The 26,574-nt window shown below is 58.6% G+C and carries 29 protein-coding genes; 21 read left to right on the forward strand and 8 right to left on the reverse strand.

What is annotated here, in order from left to right; genetic code table 11:
- Window positions 1-60: 60 nt before the first annotated feature.
- The 4 genes from AC2FIR_RS00775 to AC2FIR_RS00790 all read left to right on the forward strand — a co-directional run bounded on the left by AC2FIR_RS00775 (window position 61) and on the right by AC2FIR_RS00790 (window position 4,129).
- Window positions 61-879 (forward strand): class I SAM-dependent methyltransferase, encoded by an 819-nt coding sequence (locus AC2FIR_RS00775; RefSeq protein WP_480490203.1) that lies wholly within the window; start codon window positions 61-63, stop codon window positions 877-879.
- 128 nt (window positions 880-1,007) lie between these two features.
- The gene (locus AC2FIR_RS00780) at window positions 1,008-1,616 is read left to right on the forward strand and encodes a carboxymuconolactone decarboxylase family protein (protein WP_480490201.1); all 609 of its coding nucleotides are present in this window, start codon (window positions 1,008-1,010) and stop codon (window positions 1,614-1,616) included.
- A 117-nt stretch (window positions 1,617-1,733) separates the two neighbouring features.
- Window positions 1,734-2,660: a polyphosphate kinase 2 gene (gene ppk2, locus AC2FIR_RS00785; protein WP_480490199.1), complete on the forward strand. Its 927-nt coding sequence runs from the start codon at window positions 1,734-1,736 to the stop codon at window positions 2,658-2,660.
- Window positions 2,661-2,764: 104 nt separating this feature from the next.
- On the forward strand, window positions 2,765-4,129 hold the full coding sequence (locus tag AC2FIR_RS00790; RefSeq protein ID WP_480490198.1) for an MATE family efflux transporter: 1,365 nt from the start codon (window positions 2,765-2,767) through the stop codon (window positions 4,127-4,129).
- Here the strand turns inward: AC2FIR_RS00790 and AC2FIR_RS00795 are convergent, their stop codons facing one another.
- Together AC2FIR_RS00795 and AC2FIR_RS00800 are read right to left on the reverse strand one after the other, a co-directional pair.
- Entirely contained in the window at window positions 4,130-4,531 is a 402-nt protein-coding gene (locus AC2FIR_RS00795) for a hypothetical protein (protein ID WP_480490196.1), read from the reverse strand.
- A 13-nt stretch (window positions 4,532-4,544) separates the two neighbouring features.
- Window positions 4,545-5,747 carry a pyridoxal phosphate-dependent aminotransferase gene (locus AC2FIR_RS00800; RefSeq protein WP_480490194.1) on the reverse strand — a complete coding sequence of 401 codons (1,203 nt, stop codon included), beginning with the start codon at window positions 5,745-5,747 and terminating at the stop codon, window positions 4,545-4,547.
- A gap of 91 nt (window positions 5,748-5,838) precedes the next feature.
- Here AC2FIR_RS00800 and AC2FIR_RS00805 point away from each other — a divergent pair, with 91 nt between their 5' ends.
- From AC2FIR_RS00805 to AC2FIR_RS00835, 7 genes are all read left to right on the forward strand, one after another.
- Complete coding sequence (locus AC2FIR_RS00805; RefSeq protein ID WP_170676314.1) at window positions 5,839-6,231, forward strand: helix-turn-helix domain-containing protein; 393 nt, start codon at window positions 5,839-5,841, stop codon at window positions 6,229-6,231.
- Window positions 6,228-6,485 carry a succinate dehydrogenase assembly factor 2 gene (locus AC2FIR_RS00810; RefSeq protein WP_480490192.1) on the forward strand — a complete coding sequence of 86 codons (258 nt, stop codon included), beginning with the start codon at window positions 6,228-6,230 and terminating at the stop codon, window positions 6,483-6,485. The genes AC2FIR_RS00805 and AC2FIR_RS00810 overlap by 4 nt, the downstream gene beginning before the upstream one ends.
- 78 nt (window positions 6,486-6,563) lie before the next feature.
- Window positions 6,564-7,061: a MarR family winged helix-turn-helix transcriptional regulator gene (locus tag AC2FIR_RS00815; protein WP_170805411.1), complete on the forward strand. Its 498-nt coding sequence runs from the start codon at window positions 6,564-6,566 to the stop codon at window positions 7,059-7,061.
- Window positions 7,062-7,451: 390 nt separating this feature from the next.
- Window positions 7,452-8,447 (forward strand): tRNA dihydrouridine(20/20a) synthase DusA, encoded by a 996-nt coding sequence (dusA, locus tag AC2FIR_RS00820; protein WP_480490190.1) that lies wholly within the window; start codon window positions 7,452-7,454, stop codon window positions 8,445-8,447.
- 34 nt (window positions 8,448-8,481) lie between these two features.
- A complete protein-coding gene (locus tag AC2FIR_RS00825) occupies window positions 8,482-9,306 on the forward strand; it encodes a sulfite exporter TauE/SafE family protein (RefSeq protein WP_480490188.1) in 825 nt (274 codons plus the stop codon).
- Window positions 9,300-10,085, forward strand: coding sequence for a hypothetical protein (locus AC2FIR_RS00830; protein ID WP_496761805.1), 786 nt, complete (start codon window positions 9,300-9,302; stop codon window positions 10,083-10,085). The genes AC2FIR_RS00825 and AC2FIR_RS00830 overlap by 7 nt, the downstream gene beginning before the upstream one ends.
- 36 nt (window positions 10,086-10,121) lie before the next feature.
- Window positions 10,122-10,850, forward strand: coding sequence for a SpoIIAA family protein (locus tag AC2FIR_RS00835; RefSeq protein WP_496743667.1), 729 nt, complete (start codon window positions 10,122-10,124; stop codon window positions 10,848-10,850).
- Window positions 10,851-10,988: 138 nt separating this feature from the next.
- Here AC2FIR_RS00835 and AC2FIR_RS00840 read toward each other — a convergent pair whose 3' ends face one another.
- From AC2FIR_RS00840 to ccmI, 3 genes are read right to left on the reverse strand one after another with little or no spacing between them, the layout of a single operon-like run.
- Window positions 10,989-11,222, reverse strand: a complete 234-nt coding sequence (locus tag AC2FIR_RS00840) for a DUF1289 domain-containing protein (protein WP_170610137.1) — start codon at window positions 11,220-11,222, stop codon at window positions 10,989-10,991.
- A 17-nt stretch (window positions 11,223-11,239) separates the two neighbouring features.
- Complete coding sequence (gene ruvX / locus AC2FIR_RS00845; RefSeq protein WP_170610139.1) at window positions 11,240-11,704, reverse strand: Holliday junction resolvase RuvX; 465 nt, start codon at window positions 11,702-11,704, stop codon at window positions 11,240-11,242.
- The gene (ccmI, locus tag AC2FIR_RS00850; RefSeq protein WP_496743669.1) at window positions 11,701-12,930 is read right to left on the reverse strand and encodes a c-type cytochrome biogenesis protein CcmI; all 1,230 of its coding nucleotides are present in this window, start codon (window positions 12,928-12,930) and stop codon (window positions 11,701-11,703) included. Before ccmI ends, ruvX begins: the two co-directional genes overlap by 4 nt.
- A 176-nt stretch (window positions 12,931-13,106) precedes the next feature.
- Here ccmI and AC2FIR_RS00855 point away from each other — a divergent pair, with 176 nt between their 5' ends.
- The 4 genes from AC2FIR_RS00855 to AC2FIR_RS00870 all read left to right on the forward strand — a co-directional run bounded on the left by AC2FIR_RS00855 (window position 13,107) and on the right by AC2FIR_RS00870 (window position 18,411).
- Entirely contained in the window at window positions 13,107-14,351 is a 1,245-nt protein-coding gene (locus AC2FIR_RS00855; protein ID WP_170610143.1) for a sarcosine oxidase subunit beta family protein, read from the forward strand.
- Window positions 14,352-14,440: 89 nt separating this feature from the next.
- On the forward strand, window positions 14,441-14,770 hold the full coding sequence (locus tag AC2FIR_RS00860) for a sarcosine oxidase subunit delta (protein WP_170610145.1): 330 nt from the start codon (window positions 14,441-14,443) through the stop codon (window positions 14,768-14,770).
- 67 nt (window positions 14,771-14,837) lie between these two features.
- A complete protein-coding gene (locus AC2FIR_RS00865) occupies window positions 14,838-17,852 on the forward strand; it encodes a sarcosine oxidase subunit alpha family protein (RefSeq protein WP_496743671.1) in 3,015 nt (1,004 codons plus the stop codon).
- Window positions 17,845-18,411 (forward strand): sarcosine oxidase subunit gamma, encoded by a 567-nt coding sequence (locus AC2FIR_RS00870; RefSeq protein WP_496743673.1) that lies wholly within the window; start codon window positions 17,845-17,847, stop codon window positions 18,409-18,411. The genes AC2FIR_RS00865 and AC2FIR_RS00870 overlap by 8 nt, the downstream gene beginning before the upstream one ends.
- Here the strand turns inward: AC2FIR_RS00870 and AC2FIR_RS00875 are convergent.
- Window positions 18,405-18,848, reverse strand: a complete 444-nt coding sequence (locus AC2FIR_RS00875) for a hypothetical protein (RefSeq protein ID WP_496743674.1) — start codon at window positions 18,846-18,848, stop codon at window positions 18,405-18,407. The genes AC2FIR_RS00870 and AC2FIR_RS00875 overlap by 7 nt on opposite strands.
- Window positions 18,849-18,950: 102 nt before the next feature.
- On the reverse strand, window positions 18,951-19,712 hold the full coding sequence (locus AC2FIR_RS00880; RefSeq protein WP_496743676.1) for an FkbM family methyltransferase: 762 nt from the start codon (window positions 19,710-19,712) through the stop codon (window positions 18,951-18,953).
- Between the two features lie 101 nt (window positions 19,713-19,813).
- On the opposite strand from AC2FIR_RS00880, the gene AC2FIR_RS00885 reads away from it, so the two are divergent.
- The 3 genes from AC2FIR_RS00885 to AC2FIR_RS00895 all read left to right on the forward strand — a co-directional run bounded on the left by AC2FIR_RS00885 (window position 19,814) and on the right by AC2FIR_RS00895 (window position 21,978).
- On the forward strand, window positions 19,814-20,413 hold the full coding sequence (locus AC2FIR_RS00885; RefSeq protein WP_496743678.1) for a superoxide dismutase: 600 nt from the start codon (window positions 19,814-19,816) through the stop codon (window positions 20,411-20,413).
- 3 nt (window positions 20,414-20,416) lie between these two features.
- Window positions 20,417-21,298, forward strand: a complete 882-nt coding sequence (locus AC2FIR_RS00890) for a metallophosphoesterase (RefSeq protein WP_170610154.1) — start codon at window positions 20,417-20,419, stop codon at window positions 21,296-21,298.
- A gap of 221 nt (window positions 21,299-21,519) precedes the next feature.
- Entirely contained in the window at window positions 21,520-21,978 is a 459-nt protein-coding gene (locus tag AC2FIR_RS00895; RefSeq protein WP_496743679.1) for a baeRF12 domain-containing protein, read from the forward strand.
- Window positions 21,979-22,030: 52 nt separating this feature from the next.
- Here the strand turns inward: AC2FIR_RS00895 and AC2FIR_RS00900 are convergent, their stop codons facing one another.
- Entirely contained in the window at window positions 22,031-22,582 is a 552-nt protein-coding gene (locus AC2FIR_RS00900) for an LOG family protein (protein WP_496743681.1), read from the reverse strand.
- Between the two features lie 126 nt (window positions 22,583-22,708).
- Here AC2FIR_RS00900 and AC2FIR_RS00905 point away from each other — a divergent pair, with 126 nt between their 5' ends.
- The 3 genes from AC2FIR_RS00905 (at window position 22,709) to AC2FIR_RS00915 (ending at window position 26,559) form a co-directional block, all read left to right on the forward strand.
- Entirely contained in the window at window positions 22,709-24,199 is a 1,491-nt protein-coding gene (locus AC2FIR_RS00905) for a LysM peptidoglycan-binding domain-containing protein (protein WP_496743683.1), read from the forward strand.
- A 79-nt stretch (window positions 24,200-24,278) separates the two neighbouring features.
- Window positions 24,279-26,084 (forward strand): ABCB family ABC transporter ATP-binding protein/permease, encoded by a 1,806-nt coding sequence (locus AC2FIR_RS00910; protein WP_170610162.1) that lies wholly within the window; start codon window positions 24,279-24,281, stop codon window positions 26,082-26,084.
- Window positions 26,085-26,148: 64 nt separating this feature from the next.
- Window positions 26,149-26,559, forward strand: a complete 411-nt coding sequence (locus tag AC2FIR_RS00915) for a DUF2147 domain-containing protein (RefSeq protein ID WP_496743685.1) — start codon at window positions 26,149-26,151, stop codon at window positions 26,557-26,559.
- Window positions 26,560-26,574: the final 15 nt, after the last annotated feature.

Here is a 26,574-nt window from a genome sequence, read left to right on the forward strand (position 1 = left end):
ATCGACGGTAATTTGCTAGTCTGGGTTCGAGCAACGGCCTTATTGCAAAGGAGTGGGTTGATGAACACGAGCGCGTCCGGTTTTGTTGGAGAGATTCCTGAGCATTACGACAAGGGGCTAGGGCCCAATATTTTTGTCGACTATGCAGACCGGCTTGTCGACGAATGCTGTGCAGAGCCCGTGGCAAATGTAATCGAACTGGCGGCTGGCACCGGAATTGTCAGTGGCAAGCTGCGCGACAGATTACCGAAGGACGCCAGTTTGCTGGTGACGGATCTGAACGGGCCGATGCTGGAGGTGGCAAAAAAGAAACTCGAAGAGGGCGATAATCTCCGGTTCTCAGTCGCGGATGCAATGGATCTACCATTTGAGGAAGCCCGTTTCGATCTTATGGTTTGCCAGTTTGGAGTGATGTTCTTTCCCGACAAAGTTGCCTCATTCCGCGAGGCAGCCCGAGTTATCAAGCCCGGCGGCCGTTACGTTTTCAACGTGTGGAGCGCAATGTCCGAGAACCCGTTTTCGCAGATGGCTCACGAAGTGGCCCGACAGTTTTTTCCGGATGATCCGCCCGGGTTTTATAAGGTTCCCTTTCACTACGGTGATCCACAGTTGGTCAAGGCGGACCTTGCCGAGGCAGGATGGGGTGACATCAGGTACGAGACCATTCGACTGAGCAAACGCATTGAGGCGCCCGAGACATTTGCGAAAGCTTTGGTTTTCGGGAATCCATTGATTGATGAAATCAGATCCCGAGGCGGAGTTTCTTCGGATGACGTTGCCAGGGAAATGGCGTCTGCTCTGCACCGCACTTTTGGCCCAAGCGAAATGACGATGCCGTTGTCGGCTACGACATTTGTTTGCCGCAAGACCCAAGCGTGACAGATCCGGGCTTTTCTTAGTCTGCTGTTTTCAGGACTTTTGTTCCGCCTATTCCTTTGGCATCAATATCCCGACAGAGCGCTGAGGGTTCACGGCCAAGGGCGTTTGGCCCATAGAGAGGATTGCGAATGAGCTGGATCAAAACCATTCCGTTTGACGAGGCGAAAGGTAAGTTGCGAAAGCTGTATGAGCGAGTGACCGGCCCGGACAACAACGTGGACAACATCATGATGGCGCACAGCCTGCGCCCGCATTCGATGGAAGGCCACATGGCGATCTACAAGAACGTGCTGCACCATTCAGGCAACCAGATTCCCAAATGGTTTCTCGAAGTCCTGGGTGTCTGGGTCAGCTCGCTGAATCGGTGCGGCTATTGTGTGGAACATCACTTCAACGGGTTGCAGCGGTTGCTGGGTGATACTTTGCGAGGTGATGCCATACGCGCAGCGATTGAGGCGCGACAGCCGGAAACGGCGCCGCTGGATGCAGCACAGGTGGCAGCGATGGGATATGCCCGCAAGCTGACCGAAGCGCCGGCCGAACTGACCGAGGCCGATGTGATCGCTTTGCGAGGTGCGGGGTGGGACGACGGAGAGATCCTCGAGATCAATCAGGTCTGTTCCTATTTTTCCTATGCCAACCGGACAGTTTTGGGATTGGGGTGTTCGACCAAGGGGGATGTTTTGGGACTGTCGCCAAACAACTCCGACAACCCCGACGATTGGGGCCATCGGTAAGGGCGCAAGCGGGCGTGGGCAGGCTGTTGCGGCTGTCGGAGTTTGATGCCGATCAAGGCGAATTTTATGAGTTTCTGCTAGGCGTTCCGGGAAACATTGAAACCCAGGAGCATATGCATGGCGGCAATCGTCCAGACCGACTTGAAACCCACTGAGATCAATACTGTACAGGCTGAAGTTCAGGATGCCGCGCAGCCATGCGCCGAGAAAATCCGGCACGCTTTCGAGAGCGGCAAGTACCCTTACGGCCACAAGATGGCGCGCAAAACCTACGAGGCGGAAAAGGCGAAGCTTCAGGCTGAATTGCTCAAGGTGCAGCTTTGGGCGCAGGAGACGGGCCAGCGGTTTGTTCTGCTGTTTGAAGGGCGCGACGCGGCGGGCAAAGGCGGCACGATCAAGCGGTTCATGGAGCACCTGAACCCCCGTCAGGCCCGCGTGGTGGCCCTGAACAAGCCGACGTGGGAAGAGAAGGGGCAGTGGTACTATCAGCGGTATGTGCAGGAACTGCCGACGGTGGGTGAAATGGTGTTCTACGACCGGTCCTGGTACAACCGGGCAGGTGTCGAGCGCGTGATGGGGTTCTGTTCGCCAAACGAATACCTTGAGTTCATGCGGCAGACGCCCGAACTGGAACGGATGCTGGTGCGATCGGGTATCCAGTTATACAAGTACTGGTTCTCGGTCACGCAGCCCGAACAGCAACGCAGGTTCAAGAGCCGCGAAACCGATCCGCTGAAGCAGTGGAAGCTGTCGCCAATCGACAAGGCCAGTCTGGACAAATGGGATGATTATACCGAGGCGAAGGAGGCGATGTTCTTTTACACCGACACCGCCGATGCGCCCTGGACCATTGTCAAATCGAATGACAAGAAACGCGCACGGCTGAACTGTATGCGGCATTTCTTGTCGACGCTGGATTACCCGGACAAGGATCACGAATTGGTTGACGAGCCCGATCCGCTGATCGTCGGGCAGGCGCATCACGTCATACATCGTTCGGATCACGTGCTGGGTACGTCGCTGCATCCCGAAGCGCGTTTATGAACAATCTGGCCTTTGGGGAATTCGGAGTCTCAGTTTGAAAATTCGCTGATCGGCTCTTGTCCCTGACGATGGCCGGGCCTATGGCTGTTGCGATGAGCAAAGTCATGTCATATCCCGGCCATTTTCGCGCGATTGCCGTTCTCGGTCTGCCCCTGATTGGCGGGCATCTTGCGCAGTATGCGATTGGCCTGACCGATACCATCATGTTGGGATGGTACGGGGTCGAAGCGCTGGCTGCGGTGACGCTGGCCAGCAGTTACTACTTTGTTCTGTTCCTTTTCGGCGCAGGATTCGGCTTGGCGGTCATGCCCATGGTCGCAACGGCCGCGGCGGAGGAGAACGAAACCAGCATCCGAAGATCAACCCGCATGGGGTTGTGGCTGTCGCTGATTTACTCGGCCCTGATCATGCCGCTGCTTTGGTGCTCCTATCCCATACTGATCGCCCTGAAGCAGGAGCCGGAGGTTGCTCAAACAGCGTCGGAGTACTTGCGTGTCGCAGGGTGGGGGATCATCCCGGCGCTATTGGTCATGGTGCTGAAGTCTTATCTGGCTGCGTTGGAGCGTACACAGATCGTCTTGTGGATTACCGTTGCCGCTGCCCTGGTGAACGCGGTGACGAACTACGCGCTGATCTTTGGCAATTGGGGGGCTCCGGAACTTGGTGTCATGGGGGCCGCCATCGCATCGGTTGTGACGCAGATCGTTTCGTTGATTTGCGTCATCTACTATGCCGTGCGCGTTTTGCCTGAACACAGCCTGTTTCAGCGTTTCTGGCGGCCGGATTGGGAAATGTTCGGCAGTGTTCTGCGGTTGGGCGTTCCTATCGGCCTGACCATGCTGGCCGAGGTTTCCCTGTTTGCCACTTCGGCCCTGATGATGGGATGGATCGGGCAGGTACCGTTGGCCGCGCACGGTATTGCGCTGAACCTCGCCTCGGCAACGTTCATGGTTCACCTGGGCCTTTCAAACGCCGCCACCATAAGGGCAGGCAACGCGCTGGGCCGGAAGGATCGAGCGCACCTGGAAAAAGGCGCGATTGCCGTAACCGGGATGTCGCTGGTTGTGTCAGTGCTGACGATCATCCTGTTTCTGACTTGCGCCGAACCGTTGATTTCCCTGTTTATGGAAGCGGACAACCCCGAGCGTCCGGAGATTCTGGCGATCGGCACCGGGCTTCTGGCCATGGCAGCCCTGTTCCAACTGGTTGATGGCGCTCAGGTCATCGCGCTGGGCTTGTTGCGCGGTGTGCAGGACGCCAAGATCCCAATGGTGATGGCCGCGCTCAGCTATTGGGTGATCGGTATTCCGGCGTCTTACTACTTTGGCTTCATGCGGGGTATGGAGGGTATCGGAGTTTGGCTTGGCCTTGTCATTGGGCTGGCCTGCGCTGCGGTGATGCTGATGGCCCGTTTCTGGTACAGGTCCGTGCGAGAGGTCGGGTTGCCTGTCGAAAGACCGGCGGCCTGATCAGTTTTTGTTCAGGCGATCGGCCTTCTTGCGTACAAGCACAGTCCGGAGGTCGTGCATCGCCATCAGCAACCGGTCGCTGACATCTTCAAGCTGTTCTTCCGTGGCCTTGGACTGGGCCCACTGTGTCGTCAGGTTCAGGTAGTCGACCGCGCGGTGAATGTCGTCAATGTCACGTTTCGCCAACAGGGCTTTACGTTCTGTCATCCAGCGTTGGATCTCGGCCTTGTCAGCATCGGAAAGCGTGTGCTGCCCATGAGCTTTGACGTCGTCATTTCGAATGTTGATAACGGCGATCTGATCCATTTCGATCCGGCGATGTCGATTTGCCGTATCGATTTTGAACACGACCGCTCCGTTTTCGCGGACACGGAAATAGTATTCCGGCAGGTCTGTCGACAAGATTTTTCTCCGATCAGATCAGTGCGGCGCAAAACCGTTGAATGCGGGTACACGCCTCTTTCAGGGCCGCGTCCGAAGTCGCGTAGCTGATCCGGAAATTCGGCGACAGCCCAAAGGCCGCACCAAAGACAACGGCAACGTCCGCTTCCTCCAGCAATGCGGTGGCAAAGGCTTCGTCACTGTCAATAAGGGTGCCTGCAGGGCTGGTCTTTCCGATCAGACCTGCGATGGACGGGTACACATAGAACGCGCCTTCGGGCGTGGGGCAGGAAATGCCGTCGATTTCATTCAGCATCTCGACAACCAGATCGCGGCGCCGTTTGAAGGTCTCGTTGTTGGGGGCCAGAAACGCCTGGGTGCCGTTCAGTGCCTCAACCGCGGCCCATTGGCTGACTGAACACGGGTTAGAGGTGGATTGCGACTGGATTTTACGCATGGCCGCAATGATCTCGACCGGGCCCGCGGCGTAACCGATCCGCCAGCCGGTCATGGCATAGGCTTTGGATACGCCGTTGCAGGTGAGCGTACGGTCATACAGTCCCGGCTCAACCTCAGCAGGGGTGCAGAACTCGAACCCGTCATAAGCCAGGTGCTCATACATATCGTCGGACATGATCCAGACATGCGGGTGGCGCATCAGCACATCGGTCAACGCCTTCAGTTCTTCCCGGCTATATCCGGCCCCGGTTGGGTTCGATGGAGAGTTGAAGATGAACCACTTTGTCTTCGGCGTGATCGCGGCCTCAAGCTGTTCGGCGGTCAGCTTGAAATTGTTTTCGAGTTTGGCTTCGACCACAACCGGCGTGCCCCCGGCCAAAAGCACCATGTCCGGGTAGCTGACCCAGTATGGCGCGGGGATGACAACTTCGTCGCCCGGATTCATCGTCGCCATCAGCGCGTTGTACAGCGTCTGCTTTCCGCCCGTTCCGACCGAAATCTGGGCCGGCGTGTAATCCAGCCCGTGATCGCGCTTCATCTTGGCGCAGGCCGCCTGCTTGAGTTCGGGGATACCGTCGGGGGCGGTATACTTGGTCTTGCCGGCGGCAATGGCAGCGACCGCCGCGTCCTTGATGTTCTGCGGGGTGTCGAAATCCGGTTCGCCCGCGCTGAGGCCAATGACGTCGCGTCCGGCGGCCTTCATTTCAGCCGCCTTTGCCGTCATCGCGATTGTGGGCGAAGGTTTTACGCGTGACAGTGTCGCAGACAGGAAACTCATGAGTGGCCTCGGTTTGTATGTTTTGTCTGTCTGTCATAGGGTGCGCCCGAATGACGATCAAGCGCTATGAAAAATAGATTTGGAGCCCCAGATGACTGATGAATACGACTGGTTCGGACCGGATGCAGCAACATTTGGGGATCGTCTGGCTGGCGCGCGAGAAGCGGCCGGGATGTCACAGTCTGAGATGGCCCGCAGGCTGGGTGTAAAAAAGGCGACCATTGTCGCGTGGGAGAACGATCTGTCCGAGCCGCGCGCGAACCGTCTGTCGATTATGGCGGGCATGGTGAATGTCTCGATCATGTGGTTGCTGACCGGAGAAGGTGAGGGGATGGGCGCCCCCTTGGAGGAGGATGCCGAAAGTCTGGAGTTGGCAGGCGTCGCCGCCGAGTTGCGCGCAATTCGTGGCGAAATGCGCGCCAGCGCCGAACGCGCGGCGCGTCTTGAGAAAAAGATCCGCCTGATGTTGGAGCCTCAACAGTGACGGAAACACGCGATGTTCGGATCAAGCGTATGAAAATGCGCTCGATGCGGCGCGGGATCAAAGAGATGGATTTGATCCTTTCGGCCTATGCCGACCGCAACCTTGCGGGCATGGATACGGTCGGTCTGGATGCCTACGATGCGCTGCTGCACGAAAACGATCAGGACCTTTATCAATGGGTGACTGGGCAGGCCAGGCCTCCTGAAAACTTTGCGGACCTGATCGCGGATATCGCGCAGACCTTTCAAAAGTAACGGAAAATCCCACTTAACCGATTTTTCGGAAATTCGGTTCATCGTGTCAGAAACTGCGCGACTGAATCGGAGGGTCGGATGAGTATGGAATTGCAGGTTTCCGCGCCGGGAACCAAAGGGTTCATGACCAGCTATCTTGAGGCGCTGGCCCTTGTCGAACGGCTGCATCGGTTGCTGCTGGATGTCATCAAGGATGAATTCGAACGTGTCGGTGTGCTGGAAATCAATGCGGTGCAGGCGCTTCTTCTGTTCAATATCGGCGATCACGAGGTGACGGCGGGCGAATTGAAAAGCCGGGGTTACTATCAGGGCAGCAATGTCAGCTACAACCTGAAGAAACTGGTCGAAATGGGTTACATGCATCACCAGAGATGCGAGATTGACCGGCGGTCCGTCCGGGTGCGCCTGACCCCACGCGGCCGAGAGATTCGCGACATCGTGGCCGAGCTGTTCTCGCGCCATGCCGAAGGCTTGCAGAGCCGTGGTGTTCTGGAATTTGACGGGATCGAACATATCACCACGTCTTTGCGCCGGGTCGAGCGATACTGGACCGATCAGATCCGCTACATTTACTGAGCTTTCGGGCACGTCGCTTGGCAAAATGTGACCGCCAGGTACCGGATTGCAATTCAAGCTCTACGGGTGCTGACCGGAACGTCGTATTCACGGCAAAAAGCGACTGAGGGTCGAGGGCCGGACAACTTCGAGCCCTCTCAACAAAAAGCCCAGTACGCTAACTGGGCATCTTCCTTCCGTGGTTTGATCGCCGGCTTTCGGGCAAAGTTTGGGTAAAAATCTTGAGCGTGATGGGTGCCGGATCACATCGCGTTCAAGTCGCTGTTCGCTCTCGCCGAATATGCTACACCGTGGCACGCTCGAATCAGAAACCCCAGTGCCCCAAAACCGGCAATACAGCCCGGCCAAACCTCGTGGCGCTTTCACTTGCAGGAACACGGAGCCAGCGCTTTGACGAAAAACGCACAGAAAGCAGCGCGTCTGAGCGTGGCCCCCATGATGGACTGGACAGACCGGCATTGTCGGTTTTTTCATCGGTTGCTCAGTCGTCAAACCCTGCTTTATACGGAAATGGTGACCGCCCCGGCATTGGTCCGGGGTGGGGCACTTCATTTGCTGGACTACAGCCCGCAGGAGCACCCAGTTGCCCTGCAACTGGGCGGGTCGGATCCTGAAGAATTGGCACAAGCAGTGCGCTTGGGCGCAGAAGCCGGGTATGATGAGGTTAACCTGAATTGCGGCTGCCCTTCCGATCGGGTTCAGTCGGGCACGTTTGGGGCGGTGTTGATGAAGGACCCCTCTCGCGTCGCCGAATGCGTGGCGGCGATGATTGATGCTGTCGATATCGAAGTTACCGTCAAATGCCGCCTTGGCGTCGATGATCAGGAAGCCGAAGAAGTGCTGCCTGCATTTCTGGAGGCAATCCGCGCGGCAGGCTGCGGTCGCGTTACGATCCACGCGCGCAAGGCCTGGCTTCAAGGGCTCAGCCCAAAGGAAAACCGCGATATTCCGCCGCTGGACTACGGTCTGGTGCATCGGATGAAAGCGGCTTTTCCTGATCTGCATGTCTCGATCAACGGCGGTATCACCTCGCTGAAACAAGCGAGGGAGCATCTGGACGCCGGGCTGGATGGTGTGATGATCGGACGTTCGGCCTATCATCAGCCCGCCGACATTCTTTGCGATGCTGACCCGCTGATCTTTCAAACAGGACTTGCCACTGACCCGTTTGAAGTTGTCCATGAAATGGTGCCTTATGTCGAAATACACCTTGCCGACGGTGGGCGACTGCACCAGATCACGCGTCACATGCTGGGCCTGTTCGCCGGACGACCCGGTGCGCGGGCATGGCGACGCGCACTGTCCGAGGGGGCAGTACATTCCGGGGCCGGGCCCGAGGTGATGCTGCAGGCGCTGGAACAGGTTGCGCCACTGGCTGAGGTTTAGACAATATCCGGTTTGACACCGGTTTGGGGGGACAATGCCCGAGACGATGTTGCTGGCCCAAATGCTGGGCCTTTTGCTTGCGATCGGGGCCCTGGCCGGAGTGCTGGCCGGGTTGCTGGGCGTCGGGGGCGGAATTGTTCTGGTACCTGCGTTTTTCTATGCGTTTCAGACTCTTGGATATGGCGGGCCGCAACTGATGCAGCTGTGTCTGGCGACATCTCTGGCCACGATCATCGTCACGTCCGTCCGGTCCGTGCTTGCGCACAACAAAAAAGGCGCGGTGGACTGGAATATCCTGCGCGGATGGGGCGTTGGTATTGCCATAGGTGCCGTTCTGGGTGTTCTGGTGGCTTCGGCCTTGCGAACAGAGGCGCTGCAGGCCCTGTTTGGGATACTCGGCATGGTCATCGGGGCCTATCTGGGGTTGGGCCGGTCAGAATGGCGGCTGGGTGACGCCATGCCGATAGGGATGCGCCGTGCGGTTCTTTCGCCATCGGTCGGCTTTTTGTCCGTGCTGATGGGGATTGGCGGTGGCAGTTTCGGTGTGCCTTTGATGAGCCTTTTCAACACTCCCATTCACCGCGCCGTGGCCACTGCCGCCGGGTTCGGCGTGATTATCGCAGTGCCATCGGTCCTGGGCTTTCTGTTTGTGGAAATCCCGGTCGAGCATCGTCCGCCTCTGACAATCGGGGCGGTTAACCTAGTTGCATTTGGCGTGGTGGTCGCAATGACGATGATAACGGCGCCCTGGGGGGTGAAACTGGCCCACGCGATGGATCCCAAACCCCTAAAACGGGTTTTTGCCGTGTTTCTGACACTGGTCGCCCTCAATATGCTTCGCAAGGCGGTGGGATGGTAGACCATTTTCAAGATAAGGGCTGGATCTCGTTTCCTTATGATCCGGTTCTGGCTGAATGGGTTGAAGAGGCTTTGCCTGCCGCCCGAAGCTCGGTCTCGGACCCGGCGCACGCTCAGTGGCTCGATTGCGAGGGGACGTGGTTCATCGGTGTCGATGCTCTGACCAATGATCGCCAGGGCCGGGTGGGGCGTTCGCTGCCGCTGGCCGGGCATGCGATGGACTTCATCACTGGGCAGTACGGTGTTCTGCCGCTGCACAAAGGGCAGGTCTCGGTCATCTACCCCGGCTACCCGCGCCCCCGACGTGGCGAAAGCGAGGCGGCCGCACGGTACAGGCAAAACAGGGATGCCGCCCATGTGGACGGACTGCGCCCCTCTGGCACTGACCGCCGCCGACATGTGGATGAGCCGCACGCATGGATTTTGGGAATACCGCTGAACAAAGCCGGCGCCGATGCTTCGCCGATGGTTCTGTGGGAGGGGAGCCACAAGATCATGGGGGCTGCCTTTCGGAACGCCATGGCCGGACACCCGGATGAGACATTGCATCAGATCGACGTAACCGAAATCTACCAGACGGCACGACGAGAGGTCTTCGACACATGCCCGCGAATCGAACTGCCGGCCGCGCCGGGCGAGGCTTATCTTTTGCATCGACACTGTCTGCATGGGGTCGCCCCGTGGGCTGAAACCGCAAGTTGTGGGCCCGACGGACGGATGATCGCCTATTTCCGCCCAGAATGTGCCGGGGGTGTAGCCGAGTGGCTCGAAACTCCGTAACGTCCTGCCATTGTTTAGCTTTGGAGGATTTTCGGTATGATGACCGTCCACACGAATTCTGATGGCGCACAGATTGAAGTTGAATTGTCTGGCCAGATCACTGCCGACGACTATGCGTCGACCCTTGTTCCGGCCATCGAAGCTGCTTTGACCGAGCATGACGCGGTTCGCCTTCTGGCGATCGTGCATCCGGAGTTCAAAGGTTGCGACCTTGGAGCCGCGTGGTCTGACACCAAACTTGGTCTGAGCCATTGGCGCGGCTTCGACCGGATCGCAGTGGTGGCCGATCAGGGCTGGGTTCAGACAAGCATCCGGCTGGCAGCTCCGATCCTGCCGTGCCCGGTGCAGGTGTTCGAGATGACCGAGTTGGAAGCCGCCCGGCGCTGGATGCGCGAGTCCCTCGGGGCCATTCATGTCACAGATCTGGGCGGCCCGTGTATTCAGATTTCCTTGATGGGCAAGTTGGACCCCGATGAATACAAGCAGGCCGAGACCGATCTGGACAGCCTGCTTCGCGAGCGTGACGGGTTCAGGTTACTGATTGATCTGCGGGAATTTGATGGCTGGCAGGGGCTGACGGCACTGGCTGCTCATTTCCGTCTGGCACAGGGGCATATCGGGATGCTTGATCGCGCAGCAATTGTTGGCGACAAGGGCTGGCAGAGGATTGCGCAAAAAGTGGCAAGCCACGTGTTGGGAGCGCGAACGCAGTATTTCCCGTCAGAAGAAATCGAAAACGCAAAATCCTGGCTTACGGCGGGCTGATCCCATCGCGGAGAGGCGGCTGAACTGATCGCGCCGCTGTGCTGGCCACTCACTCACGATCCGCGAACTCAACCCCCTCGGAGTTCACTTGGCCCGAAGCGGCGCAGTTTTAGATCGGTCTATTCTGGAATTGAAGCGTCAGCCTTTGTTCAGACGGGCAGCGCGGCCACCACGCCGTTTCGCGAGACGCGGTTTACGAGCCGGCAGGTCTGTCATGATTTCCGCCCGCTCGCTGCTTTCCATCTTGGACCAGCGCGAAATCTCGTCAAGGGTGCGGTAGCATCCTGTGCAGATACGTTCCGTCGGGTGCACAACACAGATCTGGACGCAGGGGCTTTCCACCTCATTCCTTTTCCAAACCATGTTTGTCATCGCGCCAACCCGCCTTTTTAAAGAAAGCGCAACCTGTCGAGCGCTCCTTGCAAAATATAACCAGCAGCGACGTGATCAATAACCTGTCCGCGACGTTTTCGTGTCGTATCCGCCTCAAGCAGTGCCTTTTCTGCCGCAACTGTGCTTAATCTCTCGTCCCAAAAACCGATGGGAAGGTCCGTCAGGCGCGACAGATTCCGGGCAAAAGCGCGGGTTGACTGGCATCGGGGGCCTTCAGTTCCGTCCATGTTTTTGGGCAGGCCCAGAAGTATCCCTCCGATTTCGCGGTCAGCAACAATTTCCAGAAGCCGCGCGGAATCGAGCGTGAATTTCTTGCGCCGGACCGTCTCGAGCGGGCTGGCCACGCCGCGCATCCGGTCCGAAACTGCCACGCCGATCGTCTTCTCGCCAAGGTCCAACCCCATGAGCGCCGTCATCGGGGCCAGCGCGGCGGCGAAATCTTCGAACTGATCGTGGATCATGGTTCCAGACCTGCCCTTCGGGCGGCCGCAGCCAGCATGTCCAGCGCATCGGCATTGCCGGCGAAAACAGATTGCGCTTCGTCGTATATTCCGCTTGCCCGTTCCGCTTCGCCAAGAACGCCCAGTGCTGCAATCAGGCGGGCCCATTCTTCGGGCGATCCGCCTTCGGTTGCCAGCCGGTCCGACAACTGGTTGACCATTCCGCGGATCATGTCCTGACGTTCTTCCGGCGTCAGTTCCGCTGCTGCGTTGACAGCGGCCTGATCAGGGCCTGGCGCGGTGGAAGGTGCCGGGATTTCCGGAGCATTGAAAACGCCCGCCCTGAAGGCCAGTTCGTCAATTTGGGCGCGGATCGCATCAGCCCAGGGTGCGCTGGCGGGCGCCTGGGCCAGCGCATCAGCCCAGAGCCGGTAGGCCAGGTCGGGTCGTCCGGTCTGCACAAGCATCTGCCCCCAGTAGTACCGCGCAGGTCCATGATGCGGGTCGCGATCCAGCGCCTGTTTCAGCGCGTCCTCAGCCTCGGGCGAAACATAACCGCCTGCCGCCAGAATCATCATCTCGGCCAGGTGGGAATAAGCATCCGCTGGCGCTGCATCACCCGACAGTTCGATCACGCGTTGCTGCGCCTTGTAAGCAGCCTGAAAATTGCCTGCGTTGGCCTCATGTTGGGCCAGCAGTATGTGACCCTGCAAGTCATCGGGCCTGCTTGCCACGGTTTCGCGCAACTGGCCCAGCAATTCGACATAGCTTTCTTCCAGCTGAGGCGTCGGCGCGTGCGGTGTCGACGCTTCAAATTCGGCCTGAGCCGGACGATCGGCGCGCAGGCTCTTGGCCATTTCCAGTCGCATTTCCAGTGGTTGATCCGGCAACCCGTTGGCACCGAGTTGACGATAAAGCCCCATTGCACCACCCACCAGCACAAGCGCCACGACAACAAGTGATCCGACCGTAACGGCACGCGACGGGCCGTTGCCCGCTGCAGACTGCTGCATCTGCGCATCCGCAGCGAGAATGCGACGAGAGATCTCGGTGCGTACCCTGTCGGCATCCGCTGCTGGGATTACGCCTCGGGCCAGGTCCCGGTCCACGCCCGCCAACTGTTCACGGTAGACGCGCAGGTCATAGGCCGCGGCAGGTTCGCGGTTTTTCCTGTTGCGCAGCATGGAATATCCCAAAAACACGGCAATCAGCAGTGCAGTCAGTAAGATCAGGACCCAGAACGTCATAGTATCTCCGAAACGCTTGCCCTGACTTAGACCCGCTGGCCGCCCGACAAAAGGGACAAATGGCCGCGAATGGCGTACATGTCGCAATAGTGCGATATTGCGGCGTTGTGCGGCAGGGGTAAACTGTCGCCACAGGTCATATCTGCGCCCAATCACCGAACCGGATGGATTCGCTTATGAAACACTATTCAGCCTTTGCCGTTGCGCGCGAAGCGCTTCGTTACCACACGGGATGGGAACGCGCCTGGCGGTCGCCCGAACCCAAGAAACGCTACGACGTAATCATCGTTGGTGCGGGGGGACATGGCCTGGCCACTGCATACTACCTGGGTAAGAATTACGGCATCCAGAACGTGGCCGTGATTGAAAAAGGCTGGCTGGGCGGTGGTAACACCGGCCGGAACACGACGATCATCCGCTCGAACTATCTGCAGGACCCGTCGGCGGCGATCTACGAAAAGGCGCGCAGCCTCTATGAGGATTTGAGCCAGGACCTTAACTATAACATCATGTTCAGCCCGCGCGGCGTGATGATGCTGGCGCAGACACAGCACGAGATCCGCGGCTATCAGCGCACAGCACACGCCAACGCCTTGCAGGGCGTCAAGACCGAGTGGATTACGCCTGAACGTGTCAAGGAATTGGTGCCGATCATCAATCTGGACGGCCCGCGCTATCCGGTTCTGGGCGCGCTTTGGCAGGAACGCGGCGGTACCGCACGCCATGACGCGGTGGCGTGGGGCTATGCCCGCGCCTGTTCCGCGATGGGCATGGACATCATTCAGCAGTGCGAAGTCACCGGCGTCCGTTCGGACAATGGCCGCGTGGTTGGTGTCGATACCACCAAGGGCGCCATTGACTGTGACAAGCTGGGCATCGTTGTTGCCGGGCATTCGGGGCAACTGGCCGAGATGGCAGGCTTCCGCCTGCCGCTTGAGGCCATCGCGCTGCAGGCGCTGGTGTCAGAGCCGATCAAACCCTGCATGGACGTTGTCGTAATGGCCAACACCGTGCACGGCTACATGTCTCAGTCCGACAAGGGCGAGATGGTGATCGGCGGCGGAACCGACGGGTTCAACAACTTCACCCAGCGTGGATCGTTCCACCATATCGAGGAAACGGTGCGCGCGCTGGTCGAGACCTTCCCGATGATCTCGCGTCTCAAGATGCTGCGCCAATGGGGCGGGATCGTGGATATGACCGGCGACCGCTCGCCCATTCTGTCGAAAACACCGCTGCAGGGCTGCTTTATCAACGGCGGCTGGGGCACGGGCGGCTTCAAGGCGATCCCGGGTTCGGGCTGGGGCATGGCACAGCTGATGGCCACCGGTCATTCGCCGCTGACCGAAGCCTTCTCGCTGGACCGCTTCAAAGAGGGCCGCTTCATCGACGAAAGCGTCGCCGCCGGGGTGGCGCATTGATGGAGATTTTTCGCCGAAAAATCGTCTCTGCCCCTGACTACGAATTGCGCGGACGTCAAACGACGGCTTGCTGCTGAAAGGATGACAAAATGCTGATCCTGAATTGCCCCTATTGCGGCGTTGACGCCGAAGAAACCGAACTGGCCGCTGGTGGCGAGGCTCATCTGAAGCGCTTTGGCCCCGGCTCGTCGGATGACGAGTTCCACGACTATCTGTTCATGCGTGAAAACCCCAAAGGCGTGCATTTCGAACGCTGGCGGCACGCCAATGGCTGCGGCAAGTGGTTCCACGCCGCGCGTTGTACGCAAACGCTCGAAGTGTTCGGCACCTACACCGCTCAGACCTCCGAGCCGCCGCAAGACATCAAGGACGCCATCACCGCAAAACGGCCCGGCTGGACGTGGAGAGAGTTCTCCTGATGCTTCGCCTTTTTAAAAATACTCCCGCCGGAGGCTCCGAAACCTCCACCTGCGAAAGGTCCGCAAAATGAGCACCCGTCTCGCAAAACTAGGCCGACTGATTAACCGGTCGAAACAGGTCACCTTTACTTTCAACGGCACCGCGATGCAGGGCTACGAAGGCGATACGCTTGCCTCGGCCCTTCTGGCTAATGATCAGATGATGATGGGCCGGTCGTTCAAATATCACCGTCCGCGTGGCGTCGTCGCCAGCGGGGCCGAGGAACCGAACGCTCTGGTCGGTCTCGGGCAGGGCGGCCGCTTCGAGCCGAACCAGCGTGCCACCACGACCGAGCTGTTCAACGGCCTGACCGCGATCTCGCAAAACCACTGGCCGAACCTGGAATTCGACATCGGTGCCGTCAACACTCACCTGTCGCGGTTCCTGCCGGCCGGCTTCTACTACAAGATGTTCATCCATCCCAAGCCGTTCTGGAAGCATGTCTACGAACCGTTCATCCGCCAGTCCGCCGGTCTGGGCAAAGCGCCGGACAAGGAAACCAAGGACGCGGACACCTATGAACACTTCTACGCCTTCAACGATGTTCTGGTGATCGGCGGCGGCGTGGCCGGTCTTCAGGCGGCCAAAGCAGCGGCGCAATCCGGTGCCAAGGTTCTGCTGATCGAGCAGACTGCACATTGGGGCGGTCGCGCTCCGGTTGACGGCGGAACCGTCAATGGTGAGCCTGTGGATAAGTTCGTGGAACAATTGGTTTCCGAACTCGAAACAATGAGCAACGTTACCATGCGGTCCCGTTGCATGGGCGCAGGGGTTTATGACCATGGTTACGCATTGGGTTACGAGCGTCTGAACGATCACAAACCGGGCACGCAAGGCCCGCGCCATCGCTTGTGGCGGATCCGGGCCAAACAGATCGTGACTGCAACAGGCGCGATCGAGCGTCCGCTGTCCTTTGCCGGTAATGACGTGCCGGGTGTGATGTTGGCTTCGGCCATGCGCGACTATGTGATCAATTGGGGTGTGACCCCCGGCGAGCGTGTCATCGTCGCCACCAACAATGACGATGCTTATCGCACGGCGATCCTGATGAAACAGGCGGGTGTCGACGTCCTGCGCGTTGTCGATGCACGTACATCTGCCGGGCCGTTGGCCGAAGAGGCGCGTCAGCTTGGCATCCGTGTCGATCCGGGCAAGGCCATCGCCAAAGTCAAAGGCGGCAAACGTGTCAAGAAAGTTGCGATCTGCAATCAGGAAGGCATCGGCGGCGCTCGCGAAGAAGTTGAGTGCGATGCGGTTGCCATGTCGGGGGGCTGGTCTCCGGTGGTTCACATGTGGTCGCATTGTGGGGGCAAGCTGATCTGGGATGAGGCGCAAGCCCATTTCCGTCCCGATCCGGCGCGCCCGCCTCTGGGTGCAAACGGTGAAGGTTTCGTTCTTGCCGCGGGTTCCTCGAACGGTCCTCTGGCGCTGGGCGAGGTGCTGTCCGATGCCCATGCCGCTGGCAAAGCGGCGGCCAAGGCGGCCGGGTTCAAACCGAAGAACACCAAGGCCCCTGCTGGGGAAGCTACCGGCGAAGCGGCGATGGAAGCTGTCTGGCTGATGCCTGCCAATGCCGAAATTCAGCTGCGTATGAAATCCTGGCTCGACTTCCAGAACGACGTCAAAGTTTCCGACGTCCAGCTGGCTGCGCGTGAAGGGTACGAAAGCGTTGAACACACCAAGCGTTACACCACGCTGGGCATGGCGACCGATCAAGGAAAAATGAGCAATATCAACGGTTTGGCAATCCTGGCTGATGCGCTGGAATCCGAAATTCCGAAGGTCGGCACCACAACCTTCCGCCCGCCCTATACCCCCATTTCGATGGGCGCGATCGGCGGCGAAGCGCGTGGCGAAGTGTTCCAGCCGATCCGCCAAACACCGATGCACAACTGGCATGACAAGAACGGCGCCGACTGGGAGCCGGTCGGCCACTGGCGCCGGACCTACGCCTACGTGCGTCCCGGAGAGTCCGTGCATGACGCGGTCAATCGCGAGGTCAAGAACACCCGCGAAAACCTTGGCCTGCTTGATGCATCGACGCTGGGCAAACTGATTGTCAAAGGCCCGGATGCCGGCAAGTTCCTCGACATGATGTACACCAACATGATGTCCACGCTGAAGGTCGGCAAATGCCGCTATGGCCTGATGTGCTCGGAAAACGGTTTCCTGATCGACGACGGCGTTGTTGCCCGCATCGACGAGGACACATGGCTGTGCCACACCACCACCGGCGGGGCCGAGCGTATCCATGGGCACATGGAAGAGTGGCTGCAGACCGAATGGTGGGACTGGAAAGTCTACGTGGCCAACGTGACCGAGCAATACGCGCAGGTCGCCGTGGTCGGCCCCAACGCCCGCAAGGTGCTTGAGAAGCTGGGCGGCATGGACGTCAGCAAAGAAGCGCTGCCGTTCATGGAATGGCGTGATGGCAAGATCGGTGACTTCAACTGCCGCGCCTACCGCATTTCGTTCTCGGGTGAGCTGTCCTATGAAATCGCGGTACGGGCCTCTCAGGGGCAGGCTTTCTGGGACGCTCTGATGGAAGCGGGCAAAGAGTTCGGCGTTATGCCTTATGGCACCGAATGTTTGCACATCCTGCGGGCCGAGAAAGGCTTTATCATGATCGGCGACGAGACCGACGGCACCGTGATCCCGCAGGATCTGGGGCTGCACTGGGCGCTGTCGAAAAAGAAAGAGGACTATCTGGGCAAACGCGCCCATTCGCGCAGCCACATGGCCGATCCTGAACGTTGGAAACTGGTCGGGCTTGAGACTGTGGATGGATCGGTTCTGCCGGATGGTGCCTACGCAGTGGGCGAGGGCGTCAACGCCAACGGTCAGCGCAATATGATAGGACGCGTGACCTCGACCTATTACTCGGCCAACCTGGACAAGGGCATCGCCATGGGTCTGATCAAACACGGGCCTGACCGGATGGGTGAGATTGTCGAGTTCCCGGGAACGGATGACAAAGTCTACAAAGCCAAGATCGTGGATCCGATCTTCTACGACAAGGACGGGGAGAAGCAGAATGTCTGAACCCATCAGCGCACTGAATCACGCAAGCTTCGACGGCATTGCCAAGGTCGAGGAATGCGGGCTGCAGGGTATGATCACTCTGCGCGGCGATCTGTCCGACAAGGTGTTTGCCAAGGCGGTCAAAGACGCCACGGGCCAAAAGGTTCCCGGCCAGCGCGAGGCTTTGGTGAACGGCGATACCGGCGTTTGCTGGATGTCGACCGACGAGTTGCTGGTGCTGGTGCCCTACGCCGAGGTCGAAGCCAAGTTGGCCACGATGACCAATGCCCTGAGCAGCACACACGCCCTGGCCGTCAACGTCTCGGATGCCCGCGCAGTGTTCCGCATATCGGGCGGCAGCGCACGCGAGGTACTGGGCAAGCTGGCTCCGGTCGAGTTCTCGGAAGAGGCATTCCAGCCCGGCCAGATCCGGCGCTCGCGTCTGGCACAGGTGGCAGGTGCGTTCTGGATGGATGACACCGAAACCTTCCGGGTGGTTTGTTTCCGGTCCGCCGCAGATTATGTGTTCAAACTGCTGAAAGTCGCGGCGCAGCCGGGCAGTGAAGTTGGGGTTTACTGACCTCTGCCTAAGTGCAGTTGAAATAGAAGCCCCGGGTCATCCGGGGCTTTTTTTTTGACCAACGCGCAGTTTCCCGTCCCGCATGGTTTGTTTGATGCACTTACGTTGCCAAAGCTACTGTGGACTTTGATCTTGTTTTTGGCTTGATCGAGGTTTGCCTGATACCGCATGCGCACCGCCTGACCGTCCGAACTCGGCAATGTGACCTTCCAGCTCATCTGGTAAATGTCGTTTCTGCGGGTATTCAGGTTTGCGTCCATCCAGTCGTGGTAGTTACTGACGACCTTCGCTTTGTTGGCTTCTGGATCAATGCGAAAGTAGTATTCCGGTGCGATCCAGCCTTCCCGACCCTTGACCTTGCAATGATATGTCAAATCTTCAGCCGCTGCCGTCTGAGCAGCAAATGCCGCAATGATAATTCCAAATAGTCGTTTCATTTCTTATCTTATTCATCAATGAGTTACTGGTGGAAGGAAACAGGTTTAGCTCGGGGAAACAAGCAGAACCGCACGTAAAATGAGAAGGTGGATTGTCGCATTCTACCCGTGCAGAACAATCGCGCGATAGCGTGTCAATTCTTCGGGTTTGAGCATTGTCTGAACGTCTGCCGGTTGCCTGCTTTCGTCACAAACATTGGAGTAAAAGGAAAGGCTTTCCAGCAGCTCGGATGTGCGGGTCAGGCGATCTTCGTCGGCCAACAGGGGGGAGTGGAGAGAGAGATACAGTGCAGGCCGTACCTTTTCCAACCATGACAACAGGGTTGGCAGTACGAAGAACTCGGCCCCTTCGATATCCATTTTGACCAGTGACACGCCAGACAGATCATTCACCGCCTCGAACTGATCCCAGGCAATGGTCAGCGCATCGCTGCCATGTGCGCCGTCATGAAGCAATGAACTGGTGGAATCGCCGGGCTCTCCGCGCAGGGATGCCATGCGGGCCACACCGAACTGGTCTGACAGCGCCACACCAAAGGCCGACACGTTGTGGATGTCGTTCAGGTCCAGATTCCACGCCAGATGTCGGTAGGCCGTCGGGTCCGGCTCGAAACACCAGACATGCCGCGCCTTGCGTGCGCCATAAAGGACGGTGGGGCCAATCCACGCACCGATGTCAAGGTAATCGCTGCCCGGCGTCAGGTACTCATCAAGGACGGCGAAGGTCTCGGGTTCCCAGTCACCCGCAGTCGCCTTGCGCCAGAATTTCGAATGATAGGGGTCAAGGCGAAACGGCTCGCCGTTCAAGTTGCCCGCATAGTATCCGCGGGCGCGGTAGAACATCTTGCGCGCCTGTGTCAGCATCGTCTGCCTCCGGGTTTTCTTGTCTCGGCTCTTGACCTGCGGCGGCTGCCAAAGCATTTAACCTTGGGAACCGCAACTTACATTTTAAACAGGGGGCCGATATGGCTTTTGAACTTCCTGATCTTCCTTATGCACATGACGCGCTGGCAGCCAAGGGTATGTCCGCGGAAACACTGGAATATCACCACGACCTGCACCACAAGGCCTATGTCGACAACGGCAACAAGCTGATCGCCGGGACAGAGTGGGACGGAAAGTCGCTGGAAGAGATCATCGTTGGCACCTATGACGCAAACGCTGTCGCCCAGAATGGCATCTTCAACAACATCAGCCAGCTGTGGAACCACAACCAGTTCTGGGAAATGATGGGCCCCGGTGGCAACGCCATGCCCGGCGAACTGGAGAAGGCGCTGACCGAAAGCTTCGGCTCGGTTGACGAATTCAAGTCGCAGTTCAGCGCTGCTGGTGCCGGTCAGTTCGGCTCGGGCTGGGCGTGGCTGGTCAAGAACGCGGACGGATCGCTGGCCGTGACCAAGACCGAAAACGGCGTGAACCCGCTGTGCTTTAACCAAACCGCACTGCTGGGTTGCGATGTGTGGGAGCACAGCTACTACATCGACTTCCGCAACAAGCGTCCGGCTTACCTTTCGAACTTCCTCAACAATCTGGTGAACTGGGAAAACGTTGCATCGCGGATGTAATCATTGACCCGACGAGGGTTCATACGGGGTCTGCTGGCGGTTACGCTGGCAGGCCTTTTTACTGCGGCTTATGGCTTTTTCATCGAGCCGGCCCTGCGGCTGCGCGTACGTAAATGGCGCCTGAAACGAACCGACTGGACTGCGCCCCCGGTTCGTATTGCGGTTCTGGCTGATCTGCATGTCGGAGAGCCGATGATCGGGCTTGACCGCATTCGCCAGATCGTGCGGCGCACCAACGCACTGGCGCCGGATCTCATATTGCTGCTTGGGGATTACTCGGCAGACCTGAAAACCTTCATGCAGCCGGTCAGGCCGGACGATCTGGCCGACGTTCTTTCTGATCTTGATGCGCCTCACGGGGTGTTTTCGGTGTTGGGCAACCACGACTGGTGGGATGACCGGCAGGCTCAGTTAAGGGGTGGTGGGCCGAATATCTACGCCGAGGCGCTCGGACGCAAAGGCATCACGGTTCTGTCGAACACCGCGATCAAGCTTGAGGCGTTGGGTTTCTGGCTGGCTGGGCTTGAGGATCAGTGGGCTATCCGGCGCAAGGGCGGCGGGTATCAGGGGCTGGATGATCTGCCGGGCACCTTGAGTCAGGTAACGGACGATGCGCCGGTCGTGATGATGGCGCACGAACCGGATATTTTTCCAAAAGTACCAAAGGAAGTTGCGCTTACCCTGTCCGGGCATACTCATGGCGGACAGGTGCGCCTGTTTGGCTGGTCGCCCGTGGTACCATCCCGCTATGGCAATCGGTACGCCTATGGGCACGTGCAGGAAAACGGGCGGGATCTGGTGGTTTCAGGCGGTATTGGCTGTTCAATCCTGCCCGTGCGGCTGGGGGTCACGCCTGAGATTACAGTGATCGAAATGTCGGCCTGATCCTTTTCTTAGCGCTGGTGAAAACCTGCCGATACGTCGACTTTTGCCTTCGCCGGGATTGTATCGCGCCCCGCAGACCCTACGTAAAGTAGGCGGCAGGAGAGAGCTGCAAATCAAATAGACAAGCGACAGTAAGCGCGCCAATCCACTGTTGGCACGCTACAGAAGACTTGTGCCCAAAGGGCGGGGGGCGACCTCAACGGCCGATACAGGAGATCACTATGGTCGCAATTGAACAGGGAACATGTGTTATCATCGCAGACGGGGAAAAGGCGCTGGTGATGGAAAACATCACAGACGCCGAAGATCCCAATCTTGTCGTCGTCTCGGTTGAAGAGCAGGACACAGCGGACAACAAACCCAAGGACAGGGCAGGACGCCGGTTCGATTCCGGGCCGAACCAGAAGTCGGCCATGGAAGAGACGAACTGGAAAGCCCACGCCAAATCCTTGTTCGTTCAGGATGTGGCGGATTTGCTGAATCGAAAGGGGTTGAAAGGTGCGTTCAAGCGGCTTGTTCTTGTCGCCAGCCCTCATGTTCTGGGCCTGTTGCGCCGGCGGCTTCACAGCGAGGTGCTGGCCAAAGTGGTCGCCGAGGTCGACAAGACCCTGACAAACCACCCGTTGCACAAGGTCGAACAGGTTTTGCGTCAGCGATTGGCAAAGCCTGCGGTTGCCTGACTAACTTTTCCCCGGGAGGCCAAATGGTCCCCGGGGTTCCGAACATCCTGAGTTACGTCAGAAGCGAACGCAGGGCCTCAATGGCCCCTGTTGGGGAGTCCACCCAGGTCAGAAACTCGCCTAGCGATGGATCGGCAAATTCCTGATCGATGACTTGCGCGACCAGTTCGCGCAGCTTGTCCCAGTATCCATCAACATTCAGGATCAGGATGGGTTTGTCGTGCAGGCCAAGCTGCCGCCATGTCAGGGCTTCGAACAGCTCGTCCAGCGACCCGGGGCCACCCGGCAGAACGACAACGGCGTCGGCATTCATGATCATGACCTTCTTGCGCTCGTGCATGGTCTCGGTGATCACGAAATGGGTCAGGTCGGTCTTGCCGACTTCGCGCCGGACCAGATGCACCGGGATGACACCGAAAGTTTCCCCTCCGGCGGACTGCGCCGCGCGCGCGACCTCGCCCATCAGCCCGACATCTCCGGCACCATAAACCAGACGCCAGCCTTCATTTGCCAGCAATGTGCCGAACGCTTCGGCGGCTGCGGCATAGGCGGGATTTGTGCCATTGCGTGACCCGCAATACACACAGACTGATTTCTGAGACATCAGATGGGTTCTCCGGGCTTGTGTCTGAGGTTTTGACCCCTGATAGCGGGATTGATAGGTTGCCTCAACCGTCAGGCAGAATGTGTGAAAGTCAAAGCATTTGCGCTGCGGAGTGAAAGGAAAAGAATGGACGCCAAGTCGGGAAGCGGAAGCTCTGGAAACTTCCTCTGGGGATTGATCGCTGGAATTGCAGCTCTGATCGGAGCGGGAGGTTTGTATCTGTCCGGCATTTTTGGCGATGAACAGGACGCTCCGGTGCCTCAGCAGACCGAACTCGCTGCCGAAGCGCCACAGGAAGATGTCACCACCGAACCAGAAGAAGCCGCTGAAAAGTCTGTGAAGCCTGAGGAAAATGCGGAGCCTGAGCACTCTGTAGATCAGGCCGGGCAAGGCGAGGGCCAACCGGAACCGGCGGGCGAGGAAAAGGCCGAGACCGGGGAGGCAGTTGAACCTGCGCCCACGCCGGTCATCGCGCCTGCTCTGGATCAGGTTTTCATAGAAACGGACGGGAACGCCCTGTTGTCCGGCACCGCCGAACCGGGTTCCGAAGTCCGCGTGTTACTGGATGGTGAGCCTGTGCACAGCTTCAAGGTCGATGCCAGCGGGCAATTTGCCGAGTTTGTCGTAATCCCGTTTTCCGATATCGCAAGGGGCTTGGTGCTGGAGACATCTGACGGAGCCGCGGCGTCGCGTTCGGATGATTACCTGATAGCGGCGCTGCCCGCGCCCGAGCCGCAACAGACCGAGGTGGCTTCGGCCGAACCGTCTGAGGAAGCCGGAGCGCAAACGGTTGAGCCCGGTGCATCCGAAGTGGAAGTCACGAAACCCGAACCGACCGAGACCGCAGCAGCGGAAGACACGGGAACAGACCAACAGCCTGTGACTTCGCAAGAGGAGCAGACGGCAGAGGCGTCTTCTGAGGATCAGCCCCAGCCCGAATCCGAAACGGCAGATACTGAAACCGCCGAAACCGACACCGCCGAAACCGACACCGCAGAAACTGAACAGGCAAAAACTGAACCCACCGTATCTGAACCGGCAGCCGAGGCTTCTCAGGATCAGCAGGTCGCCGTATTGCGGTCTGGTGAAGAAGGTGTCGAACTGGTGCAGCCTCCGGCGACGCAAACTCAGCAGCCGGATCAGATTGCTTTGGATACAATCGGCTATTCGGAAACCGGCGAAGTCGAGCTGACAGGGCGTGCGCAGGGCGGATCGGCTGTGCGTCTTTATCTGGACAACCGCCTTGTCGGCGATCTTCCGTCCGCGGAAGACGGAAAATGGCGGGGCGAGATCGAGGGTATCGACCCAGGTATCTATACATTGCGGGTGGATGAGGTAGCCCCGGACGGAACCGTCGTCAGTCGACTGGAAACCCCATTCAAGCGAGAGCCAATCGAGACGCTGCAGGCGGCTGATCAGTTGGATGAAGCGGATGCCGAGAGCCAAACCGCCGCAATCCGGTCGGTCACGGTTCAGAAAGGCGACACACTCTGGGCGATTTCGCGGGAACGTTTTGGTGACGGTATTCTCTACGTCAAACTTTTCGAGGCCAACCGCGACTCGATCCGTGATCCGGACCTGATTTATCCGGGTCAGATCTTTACCATTCCCGAATGACCACCCGGCTCTGGCCCTTTTGGGGGCGGGGGCCTATTTCTGATCTCAGGACAGACACTTGAAGCGACGGACAGCCCCAATGCAATCTGATAACGGGTCAGAACCTGACGAACGGCGCTCTGGCTGGCGCACGATCCGAAAGGTTTCGCCTTACCTGTGGCCCGATGATGAGCCATGGGTTAAGCGCCGCGTTGTTCTGGCGCTGACGATGCTGGTCGTGGCCAAGCTGATCGCGGTATATACGCCGATTCTGTACAAGGGCGCGGTCGATGCGTTGGCGGGCGAAGGTGTGCCGCCCATAGCGCTTGGTGCTGTCGGGCTGACAGTGGCCTATGGCGTCGCGCGGATGATGACCGTTGGCTTCCAGCAATTGCGCGATGCGGCTTTTGCGCCAGTTGGACAGCGTGCTTTGCGTGCGCTTGCGCTGGAAACCTTCCAGCACATCCACCAATTGTCCATGCGCTATCACGTGACACGCCGAACAGGCGGTCTGAGCCGGATTATCGAGCGGGGCGTCAAAGGGGTAGAGTTCCTGCTGCGGTTCCTGTTGTTTTCGATTGGGCCGCTGATCCTGGAACTGCTGCTGGTTGCGATCATCCTGATGTGGCTGTTCGACGTGTGGTACCTGGTTGTCGTCGCCGTCACCATCACACTTTACATTTGGTTCACGTTCGCGGTGACGGAATGGCGGGTCAAGCTGCGCCGCGAGATGAATGATCAGGACACCGAAGCCAATCAGCGCGCTATCGACAGCCTGCTGAACTTCGAAACCGTCAAGTATTTCAATGCGGAGATGCGCGAATCCGAACGGTATGACGTTTCGATGAAGGCTTATGCAAAGGCCGCGCTCAAGACCGCTTATTCGCTGGCCTTTCTGAATTTTGGACAGTCCTTCCTGATCACCTGCGGGCTGATCGGTGTCATGGTTCTTGCGGCCATCGGCGTGCAGAACGGAGGCCTGACGGTGGGCGATTTCGTGATGGTGAACGCCTACATGATCCAGATCACCGTGCCGCTGAATTTCCTGGGCACGGTCTATCGCGAAATCCGCCAGTCTCTTGTGGATATGGGGCAGATGTTCGATCTGCTCGAACAGCCCGCCGAGGTAACCGACAAGCCTTGTGCACCCAATTTGAAGGTGAATGGCGGCGAGGTGACGTTGGAAGATGTGCGGTTCGGGTATGAGGCCGACCGGGAAATCCTCAAAGGGGTATCCCTGACCGTACCGGCAGGGCAAACCGTTGCAATCGTCGGGGCGACTGGGTCCGGCAAGTCGACCATCGGGCGGCTTTTGTTCCGGTTCTACGATGTCACCGGTGGCGCGCTGAAAATCGACGGACAGGATGTCCGCGATGTCAGTCAGACCAGTCTGCACGCGGCCATCGGTGTCGTGCCGCAAGACACCGTGCTGTTCAATGACACGATCCGCTACAATATTGCTTATGGCCGCGAAGGGGCCAGCCAGTCCGACGTGGAAGAGGCCGCGAAAGCTGCTCAGATACACGACTTCATCGCCAGCCTGCCTGACGGCTATGACACAAAGGTTGGCGAGCGGGGGCTGAAACTGTCAGGCGGTGAGAAGCAGCGCGTTGGTATAGCGCGCACCTTGCTGAAGAATCCGCCGATTTTGTTGTTGGATGAGGCGACCTCGGCGCTGGATACCGACACCGAACAGGACATCAAGGACGCCCTAGCGCGGGCGGGAGAGGGGCGGACTGTGCTGACCATCGCTCACCGCCTGAGCACGATTGCCGAAGCGGATCGCATCGTTGTGCTGGAACGGGGCGAGATCCTGGAACAGGGCACGCATGACGAGTTGCTCTCTCGAGCCGGGCGCTATGCGCAGCTATGGAACCGGCAGCAATCGGACACGCAGGCTGCCTGACGCGCGTTGTGTCCGGCAGGATGATTTTGTGATAAAATAAGCCTGTTCTTACAGGAGATTTCCGATGCGTCGATTTGTTCGAAAAGGCACAATTGCGGGCATACTTGCCGTGGCAATCAACCTTCCCACACTGGCCGCAGCTGATCCGATCGAAGGCGTCTGGAAGACCGAGCCGGATCGAAAGGACTTGATCTCGCACATCAAGATTACGGTGTGTGGCGGCAAGTTTTGCGGTCAGATTTTGTCGGCCTATGACAAATCCGGAAAAGAGGTGCAGACGCCCAATATCGGGAAGAAACTGTTCTGGGATGTGTCCAGCGAAGGTTCGGGCACATATGGCGGCGGAGAGTTCTGGGTGCCACTACTGGATGTCGAGGCGGTGCCTCAGATGACGTTGCAGGGCGACACGCTCAAGGTCAAAGGATGTGAACATCACCTTTGTGGCCATCAGACCTGGACACGATTGCAGAATTGAAAAGGGCCGGTGTTG

Source organism: Ruegeria sp. CDSB136, from assembly GCF_059610965.1.

What these genes read in the sequence shown, in the direction of transcription:
- AC2FIR_RS00775 (WP_480490203.1), top strand. Translation starts at nt 61, where the DNA reads ATGAACACGAGCGCGTCCGGTTTTGTTGGAGAGATTCCTGAGCATTAC.
- AC2FIR_RS00780 (WP_480490201.1), top strand. Translation starts at nt 1,008, where the DNA reads ATGAGCTGGATCAAAACCATTCCGTTTGACGAGGCGAAAGGTAAGTTG.
- ppk2 (WP_480490199.1), top strand. Translation starts at nt 1,734, where the DNA reads ATGGCGGCAATCGTCCAGACCGACTTGAAACCCACTGAGATCAATACT.
- AC2FIR_RS00790 (WP_480490198.1), top strand. Translation starts at nt 2,765, where the DNA reads ATGTCATATCCCGGCCATTTTCGCGCGATTGCCGTTCTCGGTCTGCCC.
- AC2FIR_RS00800 (WP_480490194.1), bottom strand. Translation starts at nt 5,747, where the DNA reads ATGAGTTTCCTGTCTGCGACACTGTCACGCGTAAAACCTTCGCCCACA.
- AC2FIR_RS00805 (WP_170676314.1), top strand. Translation starts at nt 5,839, where the DNA reads ATGACTGATGAATACGACTGGTTCGGACCGGATGCAGCAACATTTGGG.
- AC2FIR_RS00815 (WP_170805411.1), top strand. Translation starts at nt 6,564, where the DNA reads ATGAGTATGGAATTGCAGGTTTCCGCGCCGGGAACCAAAGGGTTCATG.
- AC2FIR_RS00825 (WP_480490188.1), top strand. Translation starts at nt 8,482, where the DNA reads ATGCCCGAGACGATGTTGCTGGCCCAAATGCTGGGCCTTTTGCTTGCG.
- AC2FIR_RS00830 (WP_496761805.1), top strand. Translation starts at nt 9,300, where the DNA reads ATGGTAGACCATTTTCAAGATAAGGGCTGGATCTCGTTTCCTTATGAT.
- AC2FIR_RS00835 (WP_496743667.1), top strand. Translation starts at nt 10,122, where the DNA reads ATGATGACCGTCCACACGAATTCTGATGGCGCACAGATTGAAGTTGAA.
- AC2FIR_RS00840 (WP_170610137.1), bottom strand. Translation starts at nt 11,222, where the DNA reads ATGACAAACATGGTTTGGAAAAGGAATGAGGTGGAAAGCCCCTGCGTC.
- ruvX (WP_170610139.1), bottom strand. Translation starts at nt 11,704, where the DNA reads ATGATCCACGATCAGTTCGAAGATTTCGCCGCCGCGCTGGCCCCGATG.
- ccmI (WP_496743669.1), bottom strand. Translation starts at nt 12,930, where the DNA reads ATGACGTTCTGGGTCCTGATCTTACTGACTGCACTGCTGATTGCCGTG.
- AC2FIR_RS00855 (WP_170610143.1), top strand. Translation starts at nt 13,107, where the DNA reads ATGAAACACTATTCAGCCTTTGCCGTTGCGCGCGAAGCGCTTCGTTAC.
- AC2FIR_RS00860 (WP_170610145.1), top strand. Translation starts at nt 14,441, where the DNA reads ATGCTGATCCTGAATTGCCCCTATTGCGGCGTTGACGCCGAAGAAACC.
- AC2FIR_RS00865 (WP_496743671.1), top strand. Translation starts at nt 14,838, where the DNA reads ATGAGCACCCGTCTCGCAAAACTAGGCCGACTGATTAACCGGTCGAAA.
- AC2FIR_RS00870 (WP_496743673.1), top strand. Translation starts at nt 17,845, where the DNA reads ATGTCTGAACCCATCAGCGCACTGAATCACGCAAGCTTCGACGGCATT.
- AC2FIR_RS00875 (WP_496743674.1), bottom strand. Translation starts at nt 18,848, where the DNA reads ATGAAACGACTATTTGGAATTATCATTGCGGCATTTGCTGCTCAGACG.
- AC2FIR_RS00880 (WP_496743676.1), bottom strand. Translation starts at nt 19,712, where the DNA reads ATGCTGACACAGGCGCGCAAGATGTTCTACCGCGCCCGCGGATACTAT.
- AC2FIR_RS00885 (WP_496743678.1), top strand. Translation starts at nt 19,814, where the DNA reads ATGGCTTTTGAACTTCCTGATCTTCCTTATGCACATGACGCGCTGGCA.
- AC2FIR_RS00895 (WP_496743679.1), top strand. Translation starts at nt 21,520, where the DNA reads ATGGTCGCAATTGAACAGGGAACATGTGTTATCATCGCAGACGGGGAA.
- AC2FIR_RS00900 (WP_496743681.1), bottom strand. Translation starts at nt 22,582, where the DNA reads ATGTCTCAGAAATCAGTCTGTGTGTATTGCGGGTCACGCAATGGCACA.
- AC2FIR_RS00905 (WP_496743683.1), top strand. Translation starts at nt 22,709, where the DNA reads ATGGACGCCAAGTCGGGAAGCGGAAGCTCTGGAAACTTCCTCTGGGGA.
- AC2FIR_RS00910 (WP_170610162.1), top strand. Translation starts at nt 24,279, where the DNA reads ATGCAATCTGATAACGGGTCAGAACCTGACGAACGGCGCTCTGGCTGG.
- AC2FIR_RS00915 (WP_496743685.1), top strand. Translation starts at nt 26,149, where the DNA reads ATGCGTCGATTTGTTCGAAAAGGCACAATTGCGGGCATACTTGCCGTG.